This is a genomic window from Legionella sp. 227 (genome assembly GCF_043161935.1).
In the GTDB taxonomy this organism is placed as follows: domain Bacteria; phylum Pseudomonadota; class Gammaproteobacteria; order Legionellales; family Legionellaceae; genus Legionella; species Legionella sheltonii.
Genome location: NZ_CP171154.1, coordinates 359725 through 380135, shown reverse-complemented (window position 1 = coordinate 380135; position 20411 = coordinate 359725). Strand labels below are relative to the sequence as shown.

Here is a 20411-nt window from a genome sequence, read left to right as displayed (position 1 = left end):
TTTGGTATCTTAAGGCATGCTGGTATACACTAATTTGATTATTCATCAGATCGGAGAGGGTTATGCGTCAAATCGTCACCAGAATCCTGGTTTTATTGGTTATCACACCGCTTGCTTTTGCTGAAGATGTTTTACCACCGCCTCCTCCACCGCAACCTCAATTGGTTCTTGATAAAATTGATTTTCAACTTTCCGCAAAACAGTGGGTTACAACGCAAACTGCTTTATTAGGTGTGAGTATTAATGTGACATTGACCAGTGCTGATTTAGTGAAAGCACGTGCTGATATCATGGAACGATTAAATAAAATTGCGAAAGGGGATTGGCATTTAATTGAATTTGACCGTTCTCAAGATAGTTCAGGACTTGAAAAGCTCTATGTGCAAGCACAAGCGCGAGTCAATCAGGAAGCATTAACCGAGATTTATAAAAATGCCAAGGATGTCAGTTTGCCAGGTGCCAAATATGAAATATCCAGTGTAGATTTTAAACCGAGTTTTGATGAAACCCAGACTGTTTTGAGTCAAATTCGACAACGGCTTTATCAGCAGGTGAATGATGAATTGGCTCGTATTAATAAGGAATACCCAAACCAAAATTACAGTGTGAGCAATTTGGTTTTTGTTGAAGGAAGTAATCCATCGCAGCCAAGACCTTTGCAGGCGAAAGCAATGAATACCATGATGGTGGGCGAAGCATCTGCTGCGGCTCCCGCTTTAACGGTAAGTAATGAATTAATTCTAACGGCGCTCGTTGAGGTTGCTTCGAATCGTAAACCCATTACAAAGTAATTTATTCATGAAAATTCCCTCTCCCATTAATAAAAGAGGGGAAGGAATGAGGGATTTTCGACATCATCCTCATCCGCCCTGGGCGGCACCTCCTCCCTATGGGGAAGGGACATTACATTTTACAAAAAGGGGAATAAATTTTGTTGGTTGTTGAAAAAATTATTGGGCACCGAGGCGCATCCGCTTATGCCCCTGAAAATACATTAGCTTCATTCGACAAGGCGCTGACTTTAGGATGTCATTTCATTGAATTTGATGTCATGTGCAGTGTTGATGGGGAACCTTTTGTAATTCATGATGATAATTTAAAAAGAACAACAAATGGACGTGGTGACGTAGGCTTAGTGGAGTCAGCCTATTTGCACTCTTTGGATGCGGGCTCTTGGTTTTCACGCCAATTTAAAGGCGAGCATATTCCTCATTTTAAAGAGGTATTGAAGTGGTTGTCTTTTTCAGGTGTACAGGCAAATATAGAAATCAAACCTTATCCTGGTAGCGAGGAACAAACTGCAGTCGCGGTGATGAGCCACATTCAACGTTATTGGCCACAGGGAAAAGAGTTACCTTTAGTTTCCAGTTTTTCTTGGGATGCTTTAGTTTTATGTCGAAGTATTGCTCCAGAAATGCCATTAGGTTTACTCCTGCATGCTTGGGACGAACAATGGTTGCAAAAAGCAAAGCAATTAGACTGTTTTTCCATTCATTTTAACCGTAGGGTTTTAACTGAGGAACGTGTTAAAGCAATTAAAGCAGCAGGCTATGTTCTTTGTGCTTATACGGTGAATCGCAAGCGTTTGGCTCATAAGTTATTTGGCTGGGGTGTTGATGCGGTTTTTAGTGATTATCCTGACTTATTAGCATGAAAAAAATTATTCTTTTTTTATTCGTCATTTTTTTTGCTCTCTCTGCCCAGGCAAAACGGATTGAACTGGTGTTTTGGCATGCAATGGCCGGGCATTTAGGAGATGAGGTCCGATTACTTGCTGATGATTTTAATCAAAGTCAAAAAGAATACTTGATTAAGCCCGTTTATAAGGGCAATTATGTTGAGACATTAACGAGTTTTGCTGCTGCATTCAGAGCACATCATCCGCCGGCGATCGTACAAATTTTCGAAGTGGGAACGGCTATTATGGAATCCCCGAGAGGAACCATCAAGCCGGTAGATGAACTGATGCAGGAACAAGGGATAAGCTTGCCTAAAGAAGACTTTATCCAATCTGTTCGTGAGTTTTACAGTAAAGAGGGACAACTCATGGCGTTGCCTTTTAATCTCTCCGTCGCAACGCTGTATTACAATCTAGATATTCTTGCTAAAGTAGGTTACTCCCCAGCTAACTTTCCACGCACATGGGCTGAGATGGAAGTATTGGCTGAGAAATTAAAAAAAGCAGGCTATGATTGTACTTATACAACCGCTTATCCAGGCTGGGTCCTTTTTGAGTCTTTTTTAGCGATTCATGGGTTGCCGCTGACTCAAGATAATCCTGCGCGCGCTGTTTTTAATACGCCACAATTAGTGAGCCATTTCGCACGTTTGAAGCGTTGGCATTTATTGCATTATTTTCGCTATGCCGGAAGGGTCGATGATGCCACTATTTTATTTACAAGTGGTGTTTGTCCTTTGTTTAGCCAATCTTCTGGGGCTTATAATAGTTTGTCTGCTTTAGTTCCCTTCCGTTTAGGAATTGCCAGCATGCCTTTGGATACCGAGGTGAGTCAGGTAAGACATGCCAATGTTGCTGGTGGTGCGGCATTATGGGCTGTAGCGGGACAAACAAAAGAGCATTATAAAGGAATCGCCCAATTCTTTGCGTTTATCACCAAACCTGAAATACAAAAGCGTTGGCATGAGCATACAGGTTATTTTCCTATAGGTTTAAACGGTATTTATGCTGATATTTTGCACAGTAGCCACCATCCCACTTTATTGATGGCCCGTACTGATTTAGCTGGGGCGTTGCAAGAAAAACCTTTACCCCGTTTTGGTCCACAGAATCAGATTCGTGGGATTAACGATGAAATTTTGGAGGCGATGTTTGCAGGATTTTTAAGCCCAAATGAAGCATTGCGGGAATCTGCGGTACGTACCGATCATGTCTTGTCACGTTTTGTGAGGAATACTACAGGATCATGATGATAAGAACATCAAAAATAATATGTATTCTGGCAATTGCTTTTTACTGTTTTCTCGTGGTTTTGGGTAATGTTACCGATTATAAAAACAATTATGTACTGGTAGAGCGTACGTTGATGATGAACGACCTCTTTGCAGACTCTCAAATTGGTTATCGAGCTATTTCTAATCCCACAGTACATTGTGCAGCATACCTTATTATCATTGGCTTAGAAACCTTAACCATGGTGCTTTGTGCAGTAGGTGCTTGGAAGTTATTTAAAGTGAGGCATGCAAGTGCCCTGATTTTTAATGGTACTAAAAGTTGGGCAGTAGCGGGCCTCACTTTGGGGTTTTTAACCTGGCAAGTTGTTTTTATGTCCATCTGTGGTGAGTGGTTTGGCATATGGATGTCTTCCTCGTTAAGAGGATCTTTAACCATAGCGTTTCAAATATTTATTACTTTCTTAGTGCTTCTAATCTACTTAATTATTAAGGATGAGTGACGGTTGATGATGAGGCTCGAGAGTGATTCGCAATGATCGTTGGGAATTATATTTAACCCGGTTGATGATAAAAAAAAACCTCCGCTGAGGCGGAGGTTTGCATGAAGTACCTAGAATATTAAACTGTGAATTGTTTGCTGATTTCTTCCATTTTTTGGAGCATTTGCTCTTCCTCTTTTTTCAGTTTACCTAGTTCCAAGCTTCCATCTTTGATCGTTACCTGAAGTTCACGTATATCTTTTTCCAGAACCTCTATTTCGATTTCAAGTGCCTTAATAGCTTTTAGTACTTCCTTTGTTTCCGATGCGAGTGTCGCTCTTTTAAGAGTTGCTTTTACCCATGTTAAATAAAGGGATGGGTTTCGAGAATACTCAGATGGAAGTGGGATTGCTCCATCCTTATCTTTTCTTCCTGGTACAATATACAATTCTTTATCAAGAGCATCGATTTCTTTAAGAAGAGACTCCTTGCTTGACTCATGGTGTTCGGAAGTTTTAACCAGTTTATCCTTTTGAGTGTCAAGAGTTTTCTCTTTATCCCTTAATAAATTCACGGCAACATCCAGTTTTTCGATAAGTCCCTCAATCCTTTCATGTAAAGGTACACATCGTTGAAACAATGTAAACGCGTCGAATCCTTTTAGCTCAGCCTGCAGAAGATGAAGAACCTTGGCTTCTTTTTTAGCTTGTCGCTCTCTATTCAGCATCACTTCTCTTGTTTTTTCAGCCGAATTTTTAGGGTCAATGATATCGTCCACAGTAAGAATAAGGCCTTTGTCTTCATATCTATTATCAATATACTGTTGCGCACGAGCTTCCACATCTTTATTTCGTACACAACGTCCCGTTGCTTGAGGTCCTGATAGAATTCCATTAATCGCATTGATATTTGATTCAATCACTGGCGAATTAGAATTAATCACTTGTACGTTCAGGATGTCTCGAATACTTACCCCTGTGGCAATCACCTCATCTGCTACGATATGCGTTCTTAGTCCTGCTTCAATTTGCGCAAGCTGTGCGTCAATTACATCCTGTTTTGTTTTCATATCAATTGCACTGGCGTAATTCTCCGTTGCTTTTAAAACAGCTAAATCGACAGGAGCAGCCTTTGTAATCACATCAGATACAGGTTGTGATGTCTTGATTTTAGCGACCATTGCTTCTGCTCTATCCAAAATCAATTTGACCATGGCTTCCTTTTGCTCAGGAGGCAATTTAGAAATAGGCGCTCCCAATTTTGTCAACGCTTCATTTAATTTTACTCTATTTGTTTCTTCACAAACTTTGAGCTTGTTTAAAAACGGAGGAGGTATTTCTACATCTTTTGTTTTGTATTTCTTGATATGCTCATCACATTCTATTAGATATTCTTCGAGTTTATGAGTTCTGTCTTTCTCAGCAATATCGGTGAATTTTTCATTGAAGATCAATGCAAGAGCAAAACTATTTATTGTTCTTTGAATGTCTTTCTGCTGTTCTTTGCTGATATCATTTTTTAAATTCACTTCACGCAAAGGAACCTGACCACGCACCGCTACTTCATCCACAGCCCCAAATCTTTTGGCTAATTCTACCCTGGCTCGCGCTTCAGATTCTTTTCTGAGTTCTGCTATTTTTGCTTGATATTTTTCAAGAGTAGCTTCATCCCCATTCGCTAATTTCTGATAGGTCTCCGCCAATTTGTCACGTGTTGCTTTGTCATCAGAAAAGCCCATGTTGCGTTGAGCACGGATACGGTTCAATTCTAAAGCGCGATCAATGGCTTGTTGTTGGGCAACAGAGTCCTCAATGCCACTGTTTGCTTTTTTGATCTGTTCTTTTAATTCGACTGGATCAACATAACCATTCATTCCCTCTTGGAGATAATAATCATCAAAGTAATGAATTACTGCTTGATCAACCAAATCTTTTTCTTCCAAATAAGCCACTTCCGGTTTAATTGGACGAATGGTCCCTAACTGAATTGCAGCACCAAGACTTAAATCATCCAAAGGAGTACCAGAAAAGAGATCGTACAACTTGGAAGTCGGTGTAGCTGTTAATGCCAAAATGGAATTACGCCCTTTTAAGCCTTCTAAAATTTTTGTGTCTTCTTCGTTAAAGGTATGACGATGGCTTTCATCAATTAACACCATGGAATCTTTGATTTCGCTGGCAATGATCTTGAACAAGGGATGTTCCGCTTGTAAAACAATTTGATCAAAATGTTCGCTACCAGCAATTACTTTAGCAAAATATTCCTTAATTTTTAGCTTATCCTCTTGTTCCATATCACTTAAATCGTCCTTCAATCCATCCCAAAACACATCTACCTTTGATTTAATCGTTTCTAAGGTAAAAACAGTAGGAATATGCGAGATGCCATTGACTTTTCCTGCACCTAACATTTTTTGGGTTTCACCAGATTGCTGATCGACTAATGTCTTATCAGGAACAATCATTACGGTGCGTCCAACAGCTTGAGCAATACCTGCCATTACAATACTCTTGCCTGAACCGGTACCCATCACTGCCAGACGTTGTTCATTTCCTGCACTTAGGCTGTCAGTAAATTTGGCTAATATTTCATTTTGATATGCATGTGGAACAAAAGATTTCGTATCAACAGCTAACCCTTTATTAGTCACCGCACGCAGATCACCTTCTTTATCGTAGGTTAATTTAACAGTTGCTGAATGATCGTGATCGAAAAATAATTTACCTCGACTCACTTCTGCATTTAATTTGCTGGTTATATTAACAGTGTATTCTTGTTGATCTTCTTTTATGCCATTATAAGTAAAATCTACTGTATAAACCGCGCCGCCAATAGTAATGGCCGCTTCAAGATGTAATCCGTCTTCTTTTTGAATCCATTGACTTCTTTCTTCTCCGGGCTTACCTGCTTTCGCTAAAATCGCTTTTACGACATTTCCAATCTTAGGATCCTTTTTTGAGTTTTCTACAGCAATTATCTCTTTTGCTGAACCTACTGTAACCACTGCTCCATTGGTTACAACTTCTTTTAATAAATGAACTGCTGCAACGGTATCTGTGTAATCCTTAAGATCTGCAATCTGTCTTTTAACAATTTCGCTATTTGCGCCCATAAGAATCTCCCCATAGAATAATTTTTAAAAAATAAAAATATAATCCAGATCCTTATAAATTATATTTGGGTATTTAGGTGACAAGTCGCCTAAGGTTTTTGATTATACAAAATGAATATTAATTTACCATTAAGTGATTTTATTATTTAATTTGTAAATTAAGTCTCACAATGTACTTAATATTTGCGATTATACAAAAAGAATATTAAGTGGCCATTAAGTGATTTCGTTGATGTCAAATTGATCATATAAAGGGGTATATGGTATATAGTAGATATACCTACTGTATTTTAAATCCAATTATTTGATAGTATCTTGACCTTGATGAATCTTTTTTGATGATAAACTCAAAGATAACAGATAAAAATTTTTACAGCAGATAGATGACACAGGAAAGTGAGGCGGCAAATGGCATTTATGAAGTTCAATCAAACAACTGAGACAAGAAGTAAGATCATGGCACGTATCGATAAATTAGGTTTGAAGTCTGATCCACGGATGATCCAAACTCTTGAGGAAAATTTGCCCTATCTCAATCGATTGACCTCCTTATTCAATGTGTTAAAAAAATGCGACATTACATTGGACGAAAGTCGCCATCAAATCATTGCAAATAATGTTTCTAATGCCAGCTATGTGGTAAATCTATTAGAATTTATGCGCGAAGAAGGAATTGATACTGCGATTATTCCACTGGAACTTTTGTTTCAGGTTGCAGAATCAGAAACAACACTAAAACATGGAATGCGCCAGCTTATCAAACATAAATCGCTTGATGCAGCTACTTTAAAACTTATATTTTCTTATCCGGAGCAGTCTTACTTACTTGCCGATTTAATTATTAATTTTCAAGCCCATGCCTATCCTACTGAAAAAATAGTTGAAAAGTTGGGACAATTCTCGGCCCCAAACATGAATGCAGTAATCGAGATACTTACTTTGCTTTTAAATAACAACCTCTATTATTTCGACTGCCTCGACATTTTTTTAGGACAGCAAGGATATATAAGTAAAATTTGCGAGGGAGCAAAAAAACTTGCTGTAGCAAATAAACTTTCATCAAGTTATTTTGATGCCGTTGGAAAAAATCCAAAAAATGCCAATATTCTTGCAAATATCATTTTGCTGCTGCAGAACCTTTCAATTATCGATTATAAAAAAACCGAAGATCTTTTAATTGCAAGTAAATTGGGGGCTGGTGCATTTCACTTCTTGACGCATCTGCAACAATCCGGAATGTTGAATGCTGAGAACTATAAAAAAGTGTGTCAGCATAATTCCATACTGAATACGCATAAAGTCATTGAGGCTTTATGTGGTCTTCCCTTATTCGCCGCGTTCGAGAAGGGAGAATTAGAACACATGCTCAGTTTAATTACTAAAGAACCCAGCTCGGATAATGATCAAAATGAATTAATTGAACTGATTCAAAAGCATGATTTAACCAGCAAACTCCATTGGTAAAAAAAAGCAAAATTGATTTAAGACAGTCATTTATGTTATATTTATGCCCTTAGAGATCAATTAAGGGACAATTATGGCTGGAACAGACAGCAGCACCAACAGAATGATTACAAGCTTAAAGCCTAATGGAATCAATACCATATCTGAGACACCTTTAATGCCCGTGGTCCCAGTGGTATCTGTGGCGCCTGCAGTATCTGAAGCACCTACTGATCCCTTTATTAGTCGCCTGCAAAAATTAAATTTAGGAAACAATACTCGAATGGTGTCTCTGATTCAGGCACATTCTAATTTTGGTAATCGTTTGATTTCTTTATTTAAGGCACTTAAAGAATTTAAAATCGATTTGACTGATGATCTCGAGTGCACGATTAAGGAAAATATTTCTCAAGTTGGTGGGGTTGTCAGTTTATTAGAGTTAATAAAAAAAGATGTTCCTATTAACCTTGAGTCTCTGCCAATAACGCTTTTATTTAATGCTGCAAAATTTGAAGTATCCATAACACAAAGCATACGAGATTTGGCCCTTCTAGGGATGCTTGATTCAAATATTTTTAATTTATTGCTAGCCTATCCTGAGCAAGCGCTCAACATCTCACTATTGCTGATTAAGCTTCAAGAACGTGCTTATTCGCCTACAATTTTAGTGGATAAACTTAAGGATGTCTCAATTGCCGCTGAGCGTATGGATACAGTGATCGCTTTGCTTGATTTAATATTAGAAAATAATCTCTTTTACCCTGATGTGGTTGATATTCTTCTAAGACAAGAAAAACATATTGATAAAATTTACGAAGGGGCTCAAAAGCTCGCCGCAGAAAAGGCTCTATTCCCTAACTATTTTACGATCATTGAGGACAATCCTCAAAATGCCAATATCTTTGCTAAAAATATTTTGTTACTCAAGAGCGAATCACTGATAAATTGTCACAATCCTGAGTGCTTATTTGAAGTAAGTCATTTAGGGGCTGGTGCATTTCACTTTATGAAACTGTTACAACACGCCTCTATGTTAGATGAACATAATTTTAAAATAATCTGCGGACAAAAAAATAATATACTAAATCGAGATGAGGTCATTGATGCACTAAGCAATCTTCCTTTGATTGTTGAGTTCCAGAAAGAAGAATTAGAAACGATGTTGAATTTATTGAATGAAGCAGCAGTGTCTGCTCAGGATATTCAAAAGTTCAATGGAATAATAGAAGAACATTTTATTCCTGAGATTTCCTGTCAATTCTCCCGCGCATGTATTTAATAAACAAACCCATGCCATACCCACTTGCTTTCATCGATCGCTGCTCTTAAATTTGGCTAATGATCAAGGATGAATAGCCATTGTATTGAGTTGTAGTTGAATTGCTTGTTGCTGAGCGGCTTCATTTTGCTGTTGGGTAGCGGCAATAGAGTCATTCATGGCATTGATGGCATTTTCTTGTTCAACAATCGCAGGACTATCTATTGAAGTATTTGCATCTAAAGGTACATCGGGATAAGCAGCTTGCGGGGGATTATATCCAGGAGTAAAAGTGTAATTGGCTGGTGGATTTGATGTACCTACTACATAAGCAGTTGGAGCGCATCCTGCTAAAATAAGTATTGTTCCTAAAAGACTAATAGAACAGGTGGTCTTTATCATAAAAAACGCCCTTAGGAATACAAAAATAAATTGTATTACCTTTTTGTCGGTATTGTATAATTATAGGACAAATTGAGTGTAATTTTATCTGTCATGGTCGGTGTAGACGATATTTTTAGCCTTGGGGCAGTGCAGAGAACGCCGGCTCTTTGTCACCTTCTCAAGTGCAATGAGCAATCTCCTATGGTCAGAACCCTGCTACCACCTGGAGATCGCTCATTGCCCTTGGGATGATTCAGGACATGAATAAATTATAATGGCTCTAGGAAATTGCCTAAATTAGGTTTTTGGCCCAGGCGGTATTGGTAAACTACATAAAAAGCCATTACGTTTTTTAGGTAGTTGCGTGTTTCTTGCCAAGGTAGAGTCTCTATCCATACATCAATTTCCTTGGGCGGATGCGTCCTTAACCAATAAACGACTTGTTTAGGGCCTGCATTGTATGCCGCAGCAATCAGTATGGGATGATTTCCGAATCGCTTTGCAAGTTGTTTTAAATAAGCAACACCGATGTTAATGTTCTTTTGGGAAAGAAATAATTGTTTTTGATCATTATACTGAATCTTATCTGCTCTTGAGACAACTCGAGCGGTATAGGGCATGACTTGCATTAATCCTCGAGCTCCTACAGAAGAGGTTGCATCATCTCTAAACCCACTTTCCTGACGAATAATGGCATAAATAAACTCTGGGGCAACAGCATATTTTTTAGAATAGAGTGAAATACTGTCTTTATAAGCCAAAGGAAATCTTAACGAAAGTTGATTATTTAAGGTTTCGTTACTACTTAAATAAACGGATTTACCATGCCATTGCAGTTTCTGATCAATCCAATAAACTAATGCACTTGCCTCGTCTTTAGGTAACTCACTAATGAAATCATTGAGTAAGCGCGATGCTTGCAGCGTTTGTTTGGTCATGTAAAGGGTTTGAATTTGATCAATGAAGGTTTGGTAGGGTTTCAATACGTCCAGATTTGTTGTTGGTGTTTCATTGGTAAAACTGGGTGTTTTATTGAGGCGAAGACTGGCAAGAAATCCATAATATTGCCTGTTTCTGGCTAAAGGTTCGTAAATGGCTTTGGCCTCTGCTTTCTTTCCCTGTTCTTCTAAAGATCGTGCTAACCAATATTGCCAACAAGGTTCATCTTTATTCTTCGAATCATTAATTAATGTGGTTACTTGCTTCCAGTCTTTTCTTTTTAATGCAAAACGTATTTGCCAATCGAGTAACACATCGTTGTAATATTGAGGTTTGACTTTAGCGAACCATTGCAGCGCATCGTCATGATTGCGCATGGCTCTATAAAGTGCTACATGGGCTAAAAATGCTTGCTTTTGTGCTTGGGTAAGCATTTTTTGAGTTTTGCTTTGCTGCCACAACAGCAACGCTTTATTCATATTAATTGAGACCATACGCTTCAAGCCGTAAAGGTATAGGTCACTATTTAAACCACCAGGACTCAGCTTGCTAATGTTTGCTGGGTTTTGATAAACGAGGTTTAAAGTATTTAACTCAGATGTATGGGGTGTTCTGTATTGCTTCAATAAATATCGGGCCAGTTGGATATTGCGTCGATCCAAAGCCAGAATGATTCGTTGAGTAATTAAGTTTTGATCAAAGTTATTATCTTTTAAAAGCAAGTCAAATAAACTGTTGCATGAAGGGGGCCTTGAATCACCGCTTAGCCAGAGTGGAATAGATGCTTTTAATGCTTCTTCCTGCTTGCCTGTATTGTAGTTTGCGATTTGCTCATAACAAACCAGATTCAAATCATTAGACGGTTGATAGTATTGACTAAAGGCCATCCAATTCTTATTTTTTGCCAGTTCATACAACCATTTTTCGCGTAGTTTTGTGGATAAAGGGGCGGTTCCTTTAATAAAATCCAAGAAAGAAGCACTAGGTGTCGTTGTAGGAAGATTTTGGCTAAACGACAAATAAGTATTAAAGCGTTCCATGTACGCCTCTCCCGAGAGGGCAATACAGGCTTGAGAACTAATGAATCCACATAAAAATAAAATAATTTTTTTCATAACCTTTCTTACATTAAAATTTAAACAGTCCCTAATTGTTTTCGCATGGAGTCAATTGTTTCTTTATAATTCTTACTGTTGAATACAGCAGCACCGGCCACAAATTGATTCGCTCCTGCACGTGCCAAAGTTGCAATATTTTCTATGGTTACCCCACCGTCAACACAAAGATCAATTTGGGGGTAGAGCTTGCGGATTTGAGGGATTTTATCAATAATTTCAGAGATGATTTTCTGTCCTCCAAAGCCAGGATTTACCGTCATGACTAATATAAAATCGAGTTTATGAGCGCACCAAGTCAATACCTCAATGGGTGTTGCTGGATTTAATACAAGACCTGCTTCACATCCTAAATCTTTGATCAGCTTTAAGCTGCGATCCAAATGGATTGTTGCATCGGGGTGAATACTAATTCGTTTTGCACCTGCTTTTGCAAATGCTTCAATTAATGCATCAACAGGTTCTACCATGAGATGAACATCAATGGGAAGTTTAGGGAAACGTTTGAGCAAAGCCTCACAGAACGCAGGACCAAACGTTAGATTAGGAACGTAATGATTATCCATAACATCAAAATGTATAAAATCAGCTCCTGCATTCATTACGGATTCTACTTCATTGCCTAGGCAAGTGAGATCAGCAGACAAAATCGAGGGTAAAATATGATAAGTCATAGAGTATTTTTTTAATTTGAAGGAATAGGTATATCATATTCTGTCTTGAAAAAACATTCCACGTGTTATGTAACTAAAGTATGTGTCTGCACAGGTCTTGCATCTTGAAAATTTGGTCAAAATATGAGACAATATGCTCCTATTTTTGCTCTTGTAATTTGGAAGTTATCTCAATATGATAGCAAAATTACAGAGATCCTAATCATGCTTTATAGGGAGAATAATATGAATCAAAACTGGCCTACCAGAGACAAAGATTTACAAGCCGCCCGCGTGATTATGGAGGAGTATGCTAGTGATCGCGAGAGTGATACCTTAGGTCTTTTTGAAATAGTTGTGGATCAAGCCGAAAAAAAAATGAATTTTCGTTTGTCTGGTTGGGTGGTCATTTTGGCAAAGCATTTTAATTCAATGTACGGAGTGAGTCAGGGGGATTTTATAACCCGACAAATTATTACTCGTTGTTTGACGCAAGGACAAACACTCCATTAATTTCACGGTTTACGGAGCGGCAGTATTTGGTGCATCGTGCACGACCTGTGCTCAAATCCAGCCGCTCTCCAGAATTCAAGCACAGCCTCTAAACTGCTGCTTCCATCGTTTAGAATTCAAGCAAATATTTATTATAATTTTGTTTGTATTCATCTGAATTTTGAAATTTGACTAAGGCTTGGTTTACTTCGGTTAATAAATTTGGTTTAGCAGGATTAATGACTATTCCATATCCCGATCCATACATGTAGGGTGGTCCTATCAATTTAAATGCATCTGATGAGTTAGATGCCCAATAAATGGCGGTTGCATTATCAAGTAGAATTATGTCTACGTCACCCTTACTTAAGGCCGCAAGCTGATCCTCAATACCGGAATATTCTTTAATATTCGGATTATTTACACCCATCTCCCTAAGCTGATCTAAAAATACGGTACCGGTTTCTAATCCTATTTTTTTACTGTTCAAAAGATTTAGACTGAACGTTTCTTTTGAATTAGACTGTTTTTCTAAAAAACGAGAGTAACTGAGCAAATAGGGTAGGCTGAAATTTACTATTTTTGCGCGTTCATTAGTAATCGTGATGGAGCTTATCGCAATATCTAATTTATTATTAATTACTGCATCGATTAATTTATCAAAACGCATCACATGAAAGACACAGGTCTTATTCATAATTTTGCATAAACTGTTCATCATATCAACATCAAAGCCGTAGGCTTCATTACGGGTTCCTTGCATGACGAATGGGGGATCAAAACTTTCAATCCCTACATTGAGCGTTTCGCCTTGAGCGAAAAGCGAGGAGGTGAAACAAATAAATGCAATTAGAATTAATCGAGTCATTTTTTAATTATAGAATTATTTATTGATTTTTATAGATTATAACGAGAGTATTAATTTGGGAAATGAAAAATATAAATATATGACAATGGAAATCCCTAAATTATTGGAATCAAAAGCATGGTTCATTGAAAAGCACCTGTCGGATGTGCATCATCCCTTGTATGACCAGGTCGTTAAGTTGCTTCTTGTCAGTGATTATGCGTGCCGACAGATTCAAATATTAAAAACCTTAGTCAAAGAAGATGACTGCTGTTCTTTGTTGTCTCGCGAGGATTATTTTCATAGGGTGCAGGATGTGTCACTTAACTTGCCCCAGGCTGCTTATTTCCGTGCATTGCGACAATTTCGCAATACGCATTTCTTGCGGTTGCTTCTTCTTGAACTATCCGATATTGCCAGTACGGCACAGATTATGAGTTCTTGGTCTGATTGTGCTGATGCACTTATTTTGCATGCGCTCAATTATTGCAAACAGGGATTATCTTTACGTTATGGGATCCCTCGCGATGAAAAAGGGAATGAGGTCGAATTATTTGCTCTGGCCATGGGTAAATTAGGAGGCAGGGAGTTAAATTTCTCCTCAGATGTGGATCTTATTTTTGCCTATTCGGTTGTGGGAGAAACTGACGGTGAGGAGCGCATCGACAATCAGCATTATTTTAGTAGGCTAGTGCAACAACTTGTACAGACTTTACAAAATGTAACGCCTGATGGGTTTGTTTTTCGAGTCGATTTACGATTAAGACCCAATGGAGACAGCGGCCCACTGGTTTCTAGTTTGGCTGCAATGGAAACTTATTATCAAGAGCAGGGGCGCGACTGGGAACGTTATGCAATGGTTAAAGCACGGGTGATTGCTGAAACAGCGGATGAGGTGCATCCCTGGTTTGCCCGGTTGATCGTGCCTTTTGTCTACAGGAGGTATGTAGATTTTAGTGTGATTGAATCGTTACGCAGTATGAAGGCTATGATTGAACGGGAGGTGCAATTAAATCCTCGGTTGGATGATATAAAGCGTGGCAAAGGCGGAATCAGGGAAGTAGAGTTTGTCATTCAAAATTTTCAGTTAATTCGTGGTGGTCGCTTACCGCAATTGCAGGTACAGAATGCTTTGCTTGCACTGACAGTTTTAAAGCGAGAAAAACTGTTATCGCATACGGATGCTTTAAAACAGGCGTATTTGTTTTTACGCAAGCTTGAAAACACACTTCAGAGTTTAAATGATCAGCAAACTCACTCGTTACCCGATGATTTAGTGAAACAAGAGCAAATTATTTTAGCGATGGGATACATGACATGGGATGATTTGCTTAATAAATTACATAAATATCAGAGGATTATTAGCTATGCATTTCATTCCGTGCTCGGCAAGGTCAAAGATTATGAAGATGAGAAACGATTATTAGCGAATCAATTAGCCAGTCTTTGGCAAGGACATGTAGAAACCAGTATGGCAATTAATTTGCTGACTAGTTTAGGCTTTACCAATGCCTCTCATTGCTATCAAATGATTCATTCTTTTCGTCATGGCCCTCGTTGCCGACGTCTGACGCAAGGTGCACGGATGCGATTGGATCGGTTCATGGTGATGTTGCTGGCAGAGTTAACCCATGTTGAAAAAACCGATGAAGTTTTATTGCAAGTGATGCATTTACTCGAAAATATAGTAGGCCGTAGCGCTTATCTTGCTTTATTAACTGAAAATCCTCAGGTCTTAACTGAGTTATTGTTTTGGTTTGCCCAAAGTCCGTTTATTACCTCCTTACTCGTAAACCAACCATTTTTGTTGGAGGTGTTGTTGGATCAGGGGGAAGAATGGCGCCCCCTGTCGTTGCATCAATTACAAGGGCAATTAATTGAAAAACTAACCCATCATCATGATGTGGAAGCACAAGAAGAAATATTGCGTCAATTTAAGCTAACCAATTGGTTAATGGCTGCACGGGCAGAGCTTTATGGTTTATGTAATGCCGTGCGCATTGGACAATTTTTGTCGGATGTGGCTCAAGTCATCGTAAACCAAGTGTTAATCATTGCGAGTGATCAATTGTGTGTGCGATATCCGGAAATGAAGCAAGCAAAATCGCACTTTGCAATCATTGCTTATGGAAAATTGGGGAGCCGGGAAATGAATTATGCTTCTGATTTGGATTTGGTTTTTTTACATTCGGCACCCCTTTCTGAAGAAGCATTGATTACCCGTTTAACGCAAAAAATTTTGCATATGCTGACTACTCGTTCCCAGTCAGGGGTCCTCTATACTGTCGATACACGTCTTAGGCCTTCTGGTGCGGCGGGATTATTGGTAAGTCATGTGGATGCCTTTGTCGAATACCAAAAAAATCAAGCATGGACATGGGAACATCAGGCTTTATTGAAAGCACGTATCCTGAGCGGAAATACAAAGATTAGAAATACTTTTTTACAGTTGAAAAAATCGGTATTGTTAATGACGCGTGATAAACCAACGCTGCTGCAAGATGTGTTGGCGATGAGGTCCAAAATGGAGCAACATCAAGATCGAAATCCTATTTCTGGTGGGTTATTGGATTTGGAATTTTTGGTGCAGTTTTTAATACTTCATTTGGGAGCCCCTTCTTTATCACGATATACGCATACCTTAAGCCAACTCCACCATTTGTTTTTAGCGGGTGTTTTAAGCAAAGAACACTACAATTTTTTAAAGAAAGCATACAAAAAACACCATCAGTTATTGCATCAGAATATATTGCGTCCAGGGGTTGTGAATCATGAAAACAAGCAAGGTGAGATATTGAGTGTGTGTAAAGAACTTTATAATCAGGTGAAATAGTTTTTTTATCTGTAGCCCGTATTCGATTATTACAGGCTACAGATCCGGAGGTGCAACTTATCTTTTACTTGAATTCTGCATAGAGATCATAATCATCACTATCGGTAATCAGAACTTCCGCAAATGATCCCACTTTAACGCCGGGATTTGGTGGCAGAATAACAAGCCCGTCGATTTCCGGGGCATCACTTTGGCTTCGGGCAATAATTTGTTCTGCGTTGACTTCATCAATTAATACCGTTTGTATACTGCCAATTTTATTTTCTAATTTATCGCGGCTAATTTCTGCCTGTAATTGCATAAAGCGATGATAACGTTCCTCTTTAACTTCTTCCGGTACAGGGTCGCTTAATTCATTCGCTTTAGCCCCTTCAACTGGTGAATACTTGAAACAGCCTACGCGATCTAACTGAGCTTCCTCAAGAAAGTCGAGTAACTCCTCAAATTCTTCCTCTGTTTCTCCGGGAAAACCAACAATAAAGGTTGAACGTAATGTAATATCGGGGCAAATTTCTCGCCAAGAAGCGATACGCAGCAAGGTATTTTCACTACTTGCAGGACGCTTCATTGCTTTAAGTACTCGCGAATTAGCATGCTGTAATGGGATATCTAAATACGGGAGAATCAGACCATCTCTCATTAAAGGAATGATCTCATCCACATGCGGGTAAGGATAAACATAATGCAGGCGAATCCAAATGCCTAACTCCCCTAATTGTTCGCATAAATCATAAAAACGAGTATCAATGCTTTTTCCTTTCCAGGTTATAGGTTGATAGCGCGTATCTACTCCATAAGCACTTGTATCCTGGGAAATCACTAAAATTTCATTAACCCCCGCGTCTTTTAATTTTTGCGCTTCGGTTAATACTTGGGTCATTGGGTAGCTTTGCAATTTTCCCCGCATAGTAGGAATAATACAAAACGTACATTTTTGATTGCAGCCTTCAGATATTTTTAAATAGGCATAATGACGTGGTGTTAATTTAATTCCTTGGGGAGGAATCAACTGGGTAAACGGATCGGCGGGTGGAGGCAGATGCTGATGAACGGCATTCACTACTTCCTCATAGGCATGTGCACCACTAATATGCAAAACATCGGGACACGCTTCTTTGATGATCTCGGCCTTGGCACCCAGACAACCTGTAACAATAACACGTCCGTTCTCTGCCATCGCTTCTTTAATGGTATCCAAAGACTCCTTGACGGCGCTATCAATAAACCCGCAGGTATTAATCACTACAACACCTGCATCCTGATAACTGGATACCAATTCATATCCCTGCGCACGCAGTTGGGTAATGATGCGCTCGGAATCTACCAGAGCTTTGGGACAACCCAAGCTAACAAATCCTACTTTATGATTCATAAAACTCTAACTGTAAAAAAAGTGAACGAATTATACCTCTTAATGAGTATTATTGTCGACAAGATTATGGAGGTTTTAATTATTTGATTGCATTTACGTAAATGAGAAGTTCTTTCAAAATGTAGGTTGGGCCCAAGGCCCAGTCTACACGCTCTCCTGTTTCGGGAGACCCTCATCCGTTCTTAAGGCATTTCATTTCTGGCGGGGGAGGGATATTTTTTTCTGCTAGTCTATGTGCTGTAAGATTTTTAAAAATTTATTTGCAGAGACTTCGCCAACCAGCTTGAGCTTATTAAGTTCTTTGCCTTCCTCATCGAAAAATATAAAGGTTGGGGGCGCTACAACATGAAAATAATTGAGGAGGGCTTTATCTTCCGCAGAGTTTGCGGTGACATCGATTTTAATTACCGTAAAACGCGCCAAAGCTTCTTGTACACGAGGGTCTTTAAATGTGGTTGCATCCATTACCTTACAGGATGTACACCAGTCAGCATAAAAATCAAGCATCACTGGATTGCCTTTGGCTTCAATTAACGCTTTTTTTATGGAGCTCAAGGTCTGATCTTGTTGTGTTTTAATCGCAATATTAACAGGAGCCGCATTTGCTGATTGGGCTGTAGTTAGGGGTTGCAGCGGATTTGTTGCACCCATGCTTGCTCCAACCAAAATCAGGAAACCGTAGACCAGTAGAATGAGGCCTATTCCCTGATTGAATTTTTCACGATGGGTTGCTGAGTAGGTGAGGGCGCCACTGTAGATTCCTGAAAAAATAAGCAAACTTGCCCATAACATCATACTGACCAAGGGAGGAGTGATTCGCGAAATAAGCACAATGGCAACCGCAATGAAAATAATACCAAACAATGCCTTGATGGTGTTCATCCAGTTGCCGGTTTCAGGCAACCATTTGCCTGCAGAAGTACCAATAAGCAATAAAGGCGTACCCATTCCCAGGCCTAAAACAAATAAGGTCAGGCAGCCTAAAAGGATATTCCCGGTTTGCGCAATGTAGGTTAATACCCCAATTAATGGCGCTGTAACACAAGGTGAAAGAATCAGGGTGGATAAACAACCCATGATCGCAGCCCCAAGATAGTGGCCTCCTCTTTGATTGCTGGAACCGTGTATTCTTGCTTGCCAGGAATGCGGTAATTTGAATTCATAAAATCCAAACATGGATAAGGCTAACAGCATAAAAATCAGGCTAAATATACCTACGGACCAAGGTGATTGCATGCTTACTTGCAGATTGGATCCGAGTAAAGCGACAACTGCACCAATAATTGAATAGGTAATCGACATACTCAGTACATAGCTTAATGAGAGAAAAAAGGCTTTTCGCGTTGTAATTTCCTTACCGTGACCCACAATAATTCCAGACAAAACGGGCACCATGGGTAAAATGCAGGGAGTGAATGATAAAAGCAAACCAAAGCCATAAAAAGTTATCAAAATGAGCAACCAATTGTGGCTCGAAAAAACTTTTGTGATTCCCTCATTTTGGGTTTCTTCAGCAACCGCAGGTTGCATATTGTTGCCTTGATCCAGGCTTGCTTGGGTTAACGCCAAACTGTCATCTATAGTTAACTGAATTGTTTGGGTTTCTGGGGCATAGCAAAAACCATCGTCAGAGCAGCCTTGATAGTGTAAGTTCACCAAAGCTTTTCCAGGTTTATTTCCTAAGATACCTACTGGTATGGTGACGTGATTACGATAGACAGGATACACATGCCCCTGTTTATCTACTTTTTTCTCTGTGGAGGGGAACCGAAGGGTGCCTATTTGCACCGTACTGTTCGTTTTGGTGGTTAATTTAATTCGATCGCTGTAGAGAAAATAATTAGGCTTTATCTGGAAATTAATGGCAAATGTATTCGGATCGACTGGAGTTACATTGACTTGGAATACTTCTGCAGCAGGAAGAGGGGTTGCATGCAGAGCAAATGTGGTTATGCAACAAAATAACAATAAGAACCATTTTCTCATTCTGAAACCTTTATTACAATGAAGCCTGGGTGGAGCGCAGCGAAACCCGGGATTAGAAATTGATCTAAGAAATTCCCGGGTTTTGCTGCGCTCCACCCAGGCTACAGAATTTTACTGATATATAGTGTAACTATATCAGAACATCGAGTGGTGTGAAAAAAATAAAATTAAAATTTTTTTTATTTTAACCCTTGAAACTCTCTTCCTTGTCCCCATATGGCTCTCAGTAACATTGCAAATTGACTTTTAAAGATTAATTAATCAGGAGATAGAAGCATGAAAATTCGTCCTTTACACGATCGAGTTGTTGTTCGTCGTATGGAAGAAGAACGTACCACAGCGGGTGGTATTGTTATTCCAGATAGCGCTACTGAAAAACCAATGCGTGGTGAAATCATTGCTGTTGGCGCCGGTAAGGTATTAGACAACGGTGATGTTCGCGCTTTAGCTGTAAAAGTCGGTGATATTGTCCTGTTTGGCAAATACTCAGGTACTGAAGTGAAAATCGACGGTAAAGAATTAGTTGTGATGCGTGAAGACGACATCATGGGTGTAATCGAGAAGTAATCGTTTCATTTAGGAGAT

General features: G+C 39.1%; 16 protein-coding genes. 9 read left to right on the top strand and 7 right to left on the bottom strand.

What is annotated here, in order from left to right:
- Positions 1-62: 62 nt before the first annotated feature.
- The 4 genes from ACF8MK_RS01510 (at position 63) to ACF8MK_RS01495 (ending at position 3413) form a co-directional block, all read left to right on the top strand.
- On the top strand, positions 63-791 hold the full coding sequence (locus ACF8MK_RS01510; RefSeq protein WP_392537886.1) for a hypothetical protein: 729 nt from the start codon (positions 63-65) through the stop codon (positions 789-791).
- 143 nt (positions 792-934) lie between these two features.
- Positions 935-1654, top strand: coding sequence for a glycerophosphodiester phosphodiesterase (ugpQ, locus tag ACF8MK_RS01505; RefSeq protein WP_265704348.1), 720 nt, complete (start codon positions 935-937; stop codon positions 1652-1654).
- The gene (locus ACF8MK_RS01500; RefSeq protein ID WP_265704255.1) at positions 1651-2928 is read left to right on the top strand and encodes an extracellular solute-binding protein; all 1278 of its coding nucleotides are present in this window, start codon (positions 1651-1653) and stop codon (positions 2926-2928) included. The genes ugpQ and ACF8MK_RS01500 overlap by 4 nt, the downstream gene beginning before the upstream one ends.
- A complete protein-coding gene (locus ACF8MK_RS01495) occupies positions 2925-3413 on the top strand; it encodes a DUF2165 family protein (RefSeq protein WP_392537885.1) in 489 nt (162 codons plus the stop codon). The genes ACF8MK_RS01500 and ACF8MK_RS01495 overlap by 4 nt, the downstream gene beginning before the upstream one ends.
- A gap of 118 nt (positions 3414-3531) precedes the next feature.
- On the opposite strand, the gene ACF8MK_RS01490 is transcribed toward ACF8MK_RS01495, so the two are convergent.
- Positions 3532-6504 (bottom strand): DEAD/DEAH box helicase family protein, encoded by a 2973-nt coding sequence (locus tag ACF8MK_RS01490; RefSeq protein WP_392537884.1) that lies wholly within the window; start codon positions 6502-6504, stop codon positions 3532-3534.
- Between the two features lie 408 nt (positions 6505-6912).
- Between ACF8MK_RS01490 and ACF8MK_RS01485 the strand changes: the two genes are divergently transcribed.
- Together ACF8MK_RS01485 and ACF8MK_RS01480 are read left to right on the top strand one after the other, a co-directional pair.
- Positions 6913-7968, top strand: a complete 1056-nt coding sequence (locus tag ACF8MK_RS01485) for a hypothetical protein (RefSeq protein WP_392537883.1) — start codon at positions 6913-6915, stop codon at positions 7966-7968.
- A 73-nt stretch (positions 7969-8041) separates the two neighbouring features.
- The gene (locus ACF8MK_RS01480) at positions 8042-9226 is read left to right on the top strand and encodes a hypothetical protein (protein ID WP_392537882.1); all 1185 of its coding nucleotides are present in this window, start codon (positions 8042-8044) and stop codon (positions 9224-9226) included.
- Between the two features lie 63 nt (positions 9227-9289).
- Here the strand turns inward: ACF8MK_RS01480 and ACF8MK_RS01475 are convergent, their stop codons facing one another.
- The 3 genes from ACF8MK_RS01475 to rpe form a co-directional block, all read right to left on the bottom strand.
- Positions 9290-9607: a hypothetical protein gene (locus ACF8MK_RS01475; protein ID WP_265704260.1), complete on the bottom strand. Its 318-nt coding sequence runs from the start codon at positions 9605-9607 to the stop codon at positions 9290-9292.
- A 251-nt stretch (positions 9608-9858) separates the two neighbouring features.
- Positions 9859-11643, bottom strand: coding sequence for a transglycosylase SLT domain-containing protein (locus ACF8MK_RS01470; RefSeq protein WP_392537881.1), 1785 nt, complete (start codon positions 11641-11643; stop codon positions 9859-9861).
- 20 nt (positions 11644-11663) lie between these two features.
- The gene (gene rpe, locus ACF8MK_RS01465) at positions 11664-12317 is read right to left on the bottom strand and encodes a ribulose-phosphate 3-epimerase (RefSeq protein WP_265704262.1); all 654 of its coding nucleotides are present in this window, start codon (positions 12315-12317) and stop codon (positions 11664-11666) included.
- A 225-nt stretch (positions 12318-12542) separates the two neighbouring features.
- On the opposite strand from rpe, the gene ACF8MK_RS01460 reads away from it, so the two are divergent.
- Positions 12543-12809: a hypothetical protein gene (locus ACF8MK_RS01460; RefSeq protein WP_265704263.1), complete on the top strand. Its 267-nt coding sequence runs from the start codon at positions 12543-12545 to the stop codon at positions 12807-12809.
- Positions 12810-12918: 109 nt separating this feature from the next.
- On the opposite strand, the gene ACF8MK_RS01455 is transcribed toward ACF8MK_RS01460, so the two are convergent.
- Positions 12919-13656: a transporter substrate-binding domain-containing protein gene (locus ACF8MK_RS01455; RefSeq protein WP_392537880.1), complete on the bottom strand. Its 738-nt coding sequence runs from the start codon at positions 13654-13656 to the stop codon at positions 12919-12921.
- A gap of 79 nt (positions 13657-13735) precedes the next feature.
- On the opposite strand from ACF8MK_RS01455, the gene glnE reads away from it, so the two are divergent.
- Positions 13736-16468, top strand: a complete 2733-nt coding sequence (gene glnE, locus ACF8MK_RS01450) for a bifunctional [glutamate--ammonia ligase]-adenylyl-L-tyrosine phosphorylase/[glutamate--ammonia-ligase] adenylyltransferase (RefSeq protein ID WP_392537879.1) — start codon at positions 13736-13738, stop codon at positions 16466-16468.
- A 64-nt stretch (positions 16469-16532) separates the two neighbouring features.
- Here the strand turns inward: glnE and rimO are convergent, their stop codons facing one another.
- Complete coding sequence (gene rimO / locus ACF8MK_RS01445) at positions 16533-17840, bottom strand: 30S ribosomal protein S12 methylthiotransferase RimO (protein WP_392537878.1); 1308 nt, start codon at positions 17838-17840, stop codon at positions 16533-16535.
- 225 nt (positions 17841-18065) lie between these two features.
- Positions 18066-19826, bottom strand: coding sequence for a protein-disulfide reductase DsbD (gene dsbD, locus ACF8MK_RS01440; RefSeq protein ID WP_392537877.1), 1761 nt, complete (start codon positions 19824-19826; stop codon positions 18066-18068).
- Between the two features lie 276 nt (positions 19827-20102).
- Between dsbD and groES the strand changes: the two genes are divergently transcribed.
- Positions 20103-20393 (top strand): co-chaperone GroES, encoded by a 291-nt coding sequence (gene groES / locus ACF8MK_RS01435; protein WP_028381154.1) that lies wholly within the window; start codon positions 20103-20105, stop codon positions 20391-20393.
- Positions 20394-20411 lie beyond the last annotated feature (18 nt).